Origin of the sequence: Streptomyces sp. W16 (assembly GCF_033194735.1) — a bacterium.
GTDB lineage: Bacteria > Actinomycetota > Actinomycetes > Streptomycetales > Streptomycetaceae > Streptomyces.
The window spans coordinates 1-5,358 of record NZ_JAWOAI010000601.1 but is presented as its reverse complement, the minus strand read 5'-3'; the positions used below and the strand labels follow the sequence as shown (position 1 = coordinate 5,358).

The 5,358-nt window shown below is 70.5% G+C and carries 3 protein-coding genes and 1 pseudogene; all 4 read left to right on the top strand.

Annotated elements, in window-relative coordinates:
- Positions 1–1,275 (top strand): hypothetical protein (locus R6V09_RS44940; protein ID WP_317887254.1); only part of this gene is annotated, 1,275 nt, incomplete at its 5' end.
- Between the two features lie 14 nt (positions 1,276–1,289).
- Positions 1,290–2,348: a glutamate ABC transporter substrate-binding protein gene (locus tag R6V09_RS44935; protein ID WP_317887253.1), complete on the top strand. Its 1,059-nt coding sequence runs from the start codon at positions 1,290–1,292 to the stop codon at positions 2,346–2,348.
- Positions 2,349–2,417: 69 nt separating this feature from the next.
- Positions 2,418–3,749 (top strand): hypothetical protein, encoded by a 1,332-nt coding sequence (locus tag R6V09_RS44930; protein ID WP_317887252.1) that lies wholly within the window; start codon positions 2,418–2,420, stop codon positions 3,747–3,749.
- A gap of 26 nt (positions 3,750–3,775) precedes the next feature.
- Positions 3,776–5,296 (top strand): annotated as a pseudogene (locus tag R6V09_RS44925) (serine/threonine protein kinase); the annotation flags it as partial.
- Positions 5,297–5,358: the final 62 nt, after the last annotated feature.

The window sequence follows — 5,358 nt, the reverse complement described above, 5'->3', positions numbered from 1 at the left end:
GCGGCCACCACGGAGCCGGGCCGACTGCGGGCGATCGGCGCGCTGCTGGCCGTGCTGGTGGTGGCGTTCGGCGCGGTCACCGCGTGGCAGACCGACAGCCGCGCGACGGCGGCCGACGACGTGCTCCACCACAGTCAGCCGCTCAGCTCGGACGCGGCGGACATCTACCGCTCGCTGGCGGACGCCAACACGATGGCGGCCACCGGTTATCTGGCGGGTCTGCAGGAGACCCAGGCGACCCGCGACCAGTACGAGAAGGACATCAAGAGGGCCGCCGCGAAGCTCGTCACCGCCGCCGCCAACACCGACCCGGGCTCGTCGTCCGCGAACTACATCACGCAGCTCAACGAACTCCTGCCGCAGTACAAGGGACTGGTCGAGTCGGCCCGTGCCAACAACCGGCAGGGCTTCCCGGTGGGCGGCGCCTATCTGCGTGCCGCGAACGACACCATGCAGACCAAGATGCTGCCGACGGCCCAGAAGCTCTACAAGAGCGAGAACGCGCGACTGAGCGCCGACTACGGAAACGCGACGCCGTACCCGTGGTTCGCGATCGCCCTCGGGCTCATCGCGCTCGGCGGTCTGGCCTGGGCCCAGCGGCGCAACTACCAGCGCACCAACCGGGTGTTGAACCACGGCCTGGTAGCCGCCTCGGCCACCACCGCCGTCGTCCTGCTGTGGGTGGTCGTCGGCCACACCGTCGCCCGCGCGGGCCTCAACGACTCCTACGACCACGGGGTCAAGTCGCTCAACGTGCTGCACGACGCCCGCATCGCCTCCCTGAAGGCCCGCAGCGACGAGAACCTGACGCTGGTCAGCCGGGGCGCCGAGACCCACAAACTCGCGGACGACACGGTCATGGACGCCTACGACTGGGGCTACGACCAGGAGATCGCCACGCTGGGCAAGGGCCTGAAACTGGCCGACTCGCTCGCCGACGACTCCGCGGGCCGCAAGCCCGTCGCGGTCGCCAACAGCTCCATGACGGTGTGGATAGCCCGCCACAAGAAGGTCAGCGACTACAACAACGCGGGCGACTACCAGAAGGCCCGCGACGGTGTCATCGGCAAGGACGGCGCGACGGCCGAGTGCTTCAAGTCCGTGGACGCCTCGCTGGAGACGGCGCTGACCCACGAGACCGAGGAGTTCCAGCGGTCCGCGGGTGACGGCCTGGACGCCATGACCGGCCTCACCGTCGGCGCCGCGGTGCTCGCCGTGCTCGGCGCGGCCGGCGCCGTACTGGGCGTCGGGCGCAGGCTGTCGGAGTACCGGTGAAGGGGGGCGTGACCATGCGAGCACGCAGTGACTTTTTTCGCCGCCTGAGGGCTGTACGACGCCTGCGGATCAGCCTGAAGGGCTGGGGCGGGGTGGGTGCGATGGCGGTCGTCTGCGTCCTCGCGGTCGCGTTCGTCCTGCTGCTGCCGCTCACCCAGTCGCGCGGCGAGGCCGGCGCGGACGTCGGCGGACAGGGCACGGCCCAGGGCATCCAGGCCAAGGCGCCCAAGTGCGACGAGAGCACCATCCAGAACCAGAGCCCGACCCCGTCGGACGCCGGGGGCACCACGATCGACGCCATCAAGGCCCGCGGCGTCCTGAAGGTGGGCGTCGACCAGAACAGCTACCGCTGGGGCTACCGCGATCCGAACAGTGCCAAGGGTGACCTGGCGGGTTTCGACATCGACCTCGTCACGGCCATCGCCAAGAACATCTTCGGCAGCTCCTACAGCGACGACAAGATCCAGTTCCTGGCCATCCCGACCAACGAGCGCATCCCGGCGATCCAGAACAACCGCGTCGACATGGTCGTCCGCACCATGACGATCACCTGCGACCGCGCCAAGCAAGTCGCCTTCTCCGCCCCGTACTTCGTCACCGGCCAGCAGGTCCTCGCCCCGAAGGTGTCGACGATCACGGGCTACAACAACTCCCTCGCCGGCAAGCGGATCTGCTCGGCGGCGACCTCCACGGCGAACGGCCATCTGGACGCGGACAAGGGCAAGAAGATCCCCGCCAGCGTCAAGATCATGGACCCCGTCCCCAACCAGCTGGACTGTCTGGTGAAGCTCCAACTCGGCGAGGCCGACGCGGTGGTGACCGACGGCGCGCTCGCCGCCAGCCAGGCCGCACAGGACCCGACGGTGGAGCTGAAGGGCAGCCCCTTCACCACCGAGTACTACGGCGTGGCGATGAACCTGAAAGCCACCGATCTGGTACGCCGGGTCAACCGAATACTGGAGACCTACCGCACCAGCCCCACCGGCTGGCGGGCGTCGTACACGAAATGGCTGCTGCCCACCCTGCGCGCGGACTCGAAGTCGGCCAACCCGCCCGTACCGCAGTACAAGTGACGAACCGTCAACAACCGAACCGAACAGACACGGACCACCGGCGGAACACAACGCAGCGAGAGGTGATCGATGGGCGTCACGGGACCCCCCGGGCCGGTAATGGACCGGGACGAGGTGGACCGTGCGCTGGCGCGGCTCGGCGCGGAGCACGAGGCCATCGAGACCTCGCTCCTCGCCCTCCAGGACCACGCGGGCCGCAGACTCCTCGAAGGCGCCGAGCTCACCGGCACGACCAAGGAGCGCTGGGCGACCACCGACGCGTCGATCACCCTGCTGTGGGCGTACTTCGACGCGTACACGGACGCGTTCCACGCCGCCCAGAGCATCCGCTCCCGGCGCCGCTGGTCCAGCCGTGAGGACCTGGTCGAGCTGACCGAGCTGCTGCGCGGCGAGTCCGTCACCGTCGCCGGATCCACCACGGCGACCGCCAACGCCCCGACGCTGACCGGCGGTTCGAGCAAGCTGAGCCACCAGTTCTCGCTGAGCGCGCTGGTCGACGAGATGAACGACCTGTACGCGAACTCGCTGGACATGGTCGTCACCTCCGACGCGGTGTGGTCGGCGCTGCCCGCCCGGATCGATTTACTGGCCGCCGAGTTGCAGCGCACCCGACAGCTGGCCCACTCCGTCGGCGTCCGCCCCGGCGAACACCCCGCGGGCGACGACCTGGAGCGCATCACCAGCACTCTGACCGAGCTGCGCGAGCGGGTCATCTCCGACCCGCTGGCCTACTGGGTGCGGGCGCAGGGCAGTTCGGCGCCCGGCGGCGGCCGGCCCGACACCACGGTCTACGACCGGGAGGCGCGCGCCCTGGAGGAGGTGCGGCGGGAGATCGACGCCGTGCTGACCGTCCGGCAGGACGCGGAGGCGCGCCTGGTGAAGCTGCGGGACGTGCTCTCCCGCGCGGACCGCACGCTCGCCGAGGCGCGCACCGCGCGCGGTGAGGTCCTCGCGAAGATCGCGGCCACGGAGGTGCCGGTCGTCAGCGGACCGCCGACCGTGCTGCAGGAGCAGTTGTCGACGGCCGCCGAGTACCGCAGACACGCCCAGTGGCACCGCCTGTCCCCGCTCCTGGAGTCACTGGAGCAGAAGGCGGAGGACGAACTGCTGCGCGCCCGCGAGTCGTTGACGGCGGTCACCCAGCCGCTGGCGGTCCGCGCGGAGCTGCGCGGCCGGCTCGACGCGTACAAGGCGAAGGTCGCCCGGCACGGCCTCGCGGAGGACCCGTTCCTCATCGAGCGGTACGACGCGGCGCGCCGCATGCTGTGGAGCGCGCCCTGCGACCTGCGCGTCGCCGAACAGGCGGTGCTGCGCTACCAGCACGCCGCCGCCGAGCAGTTGAGCGCTCCCCGGACCCAGCCGCAGGGCGGGCCCGAGGACATGAGGGGGCCGGGCGCGTGAGTGACGAGGGAGAAGCGGGGTCGGTCATGAGTGAGGCACAGCGGAAGTGTCAGCGGCCCGGCTGCGAGGGGTCGTACGAGGACATGGGCGGCGGCGAGCTGTACTGCGACACGTGCGGTCTGGCACCGGTGGTCTCGGCTGGGGGTCCCCCCTCTGGGGGAGGGGCGCTCGGTTCACCGCCCACCGGGATGACCGGCGGCGGCAAGGGCTCGCGGGGTTCGGGCAGCAGTTCCCGTACCAGCAGCCGCAGTTCGCGTACGTCGTCGAAGTCGCGGCGCTCGGTGTCGGGCCGGCTCTCGCGCTCGGTGTCGGGGCAGTCCTCCGGGCGCTCGGTGTCGGTGCGCAGTTCCGGTTCGTCGTCGGCGTCCTCGACCCGCGGCCGGCTCGGGGTCGGCCTGGTGCAGGTGCCGGACGTGCCGCGGCCCGACCCGCGCGCGATGGTGCTGGAGAACCCGGAGGTGCCCGAGCGGAAGCGGTTCTGCTCGCGCTCGGACTGCGGTGCGCCGGTGGGGCGGTCCCGCGGGGACAGCCCGGGGCGCACGGAGGGTTTCTGCACCAAGTGCGGCAACCCGTACTCGTTCACGCCCAAGCTGGCCGCCGGTGACGTCGTGCACGGCCAGTACGAGGTCGTGGGCTGTCTGGCGCACGGCGGTCTGGGCTGGGTCTATCTCGCCGTGGACCGCGCGGTCTCCGACCGCTGGGTGGTGCTCAAGGGTCTCCTCGACACCGGCGACGAGGACGCGATGGCCGCCGCGATCTCCGAACGGCGCTTCCTCGCCGAGATCGAGCACTCCAACATCGTGCGGATCTACAACTTCGTGGAGCACCTGGACCAGCGGACGGGTTCGCTGGACGGGTACATCGTCATGGAGTACGTCGGCGGCAAGTCCCTGAAGGAGATCGCCAACGACCGCCGTACGGCGACCGGGAAGCGCGATCCGCTGCCGGTGGAACAGGCGTGCGCCTACGGCATCGAGGCCCTTGAGGCGCTCGGCCACCTGCACAGCCGCAACCTGCTGTACTGCGACTTCAAGGTCGACAACGCGATCCAGACCGAGGACCAGCTCAAGCTGATCGACATGGGCGCGGTGCGCAGAATGGACGACGACGAGTCGGCCATCTACGGCACCGTGGGGTACCAGGCACCCGAGGTCGCGGAGGTCGGCCCGTCGGTGGCGTCCGACATCTACACCGTCGGCCGCACCCTCGCCGTCCTCACCTTCGACTTCCAGGGCTATACGAACGTCTTCGTGGACTCCCTGCCCGACCCGGACAACATCGAGGTCTTCCGCCGCTACGAGTCGTTCTACCGGCTCCTGGTGCGCGCCACCGACCCGGACCCGGCCCGCCGGTTCGCCTCCGCGCAGGAGATGGCCGAGCAGCTGACGGGTGTGCTGCGGGAGGTCGTCTCGGTGCAGACCGGCCGCGCCCGGCCGTCGCTGTCCACCCTGTTCGGCCCCGAACTGAAGGTCACGGACACGGAGTTGTTCCCGCAGCTGGACGAGGACGTGTCGCTGCTGGGGGCACGGGTGGTGCGGCCCCGGAAGCGGTAGGCCACCCGTGTCGACGCCGCAGGCTCGGGCGCCGCACTGCCCGCCGCAGTGCCTAC

Coding starts and splice junctions, on each gene's coding strand:
- R6V09_RS44930 (WP_317887252.1), top strand. CDS start 2,418: ATGGGCGTCACGGGACCCCCCGGGCCGGTAATGGACCGGGACGAGGTG.
- R6V09_RS44935 (WP_317887253.1), top strand. CDS start 1,290: ATGCGAGCACGCAGTGACTTTTTTCGCCGCCTGAGGGCTGTACGACGC.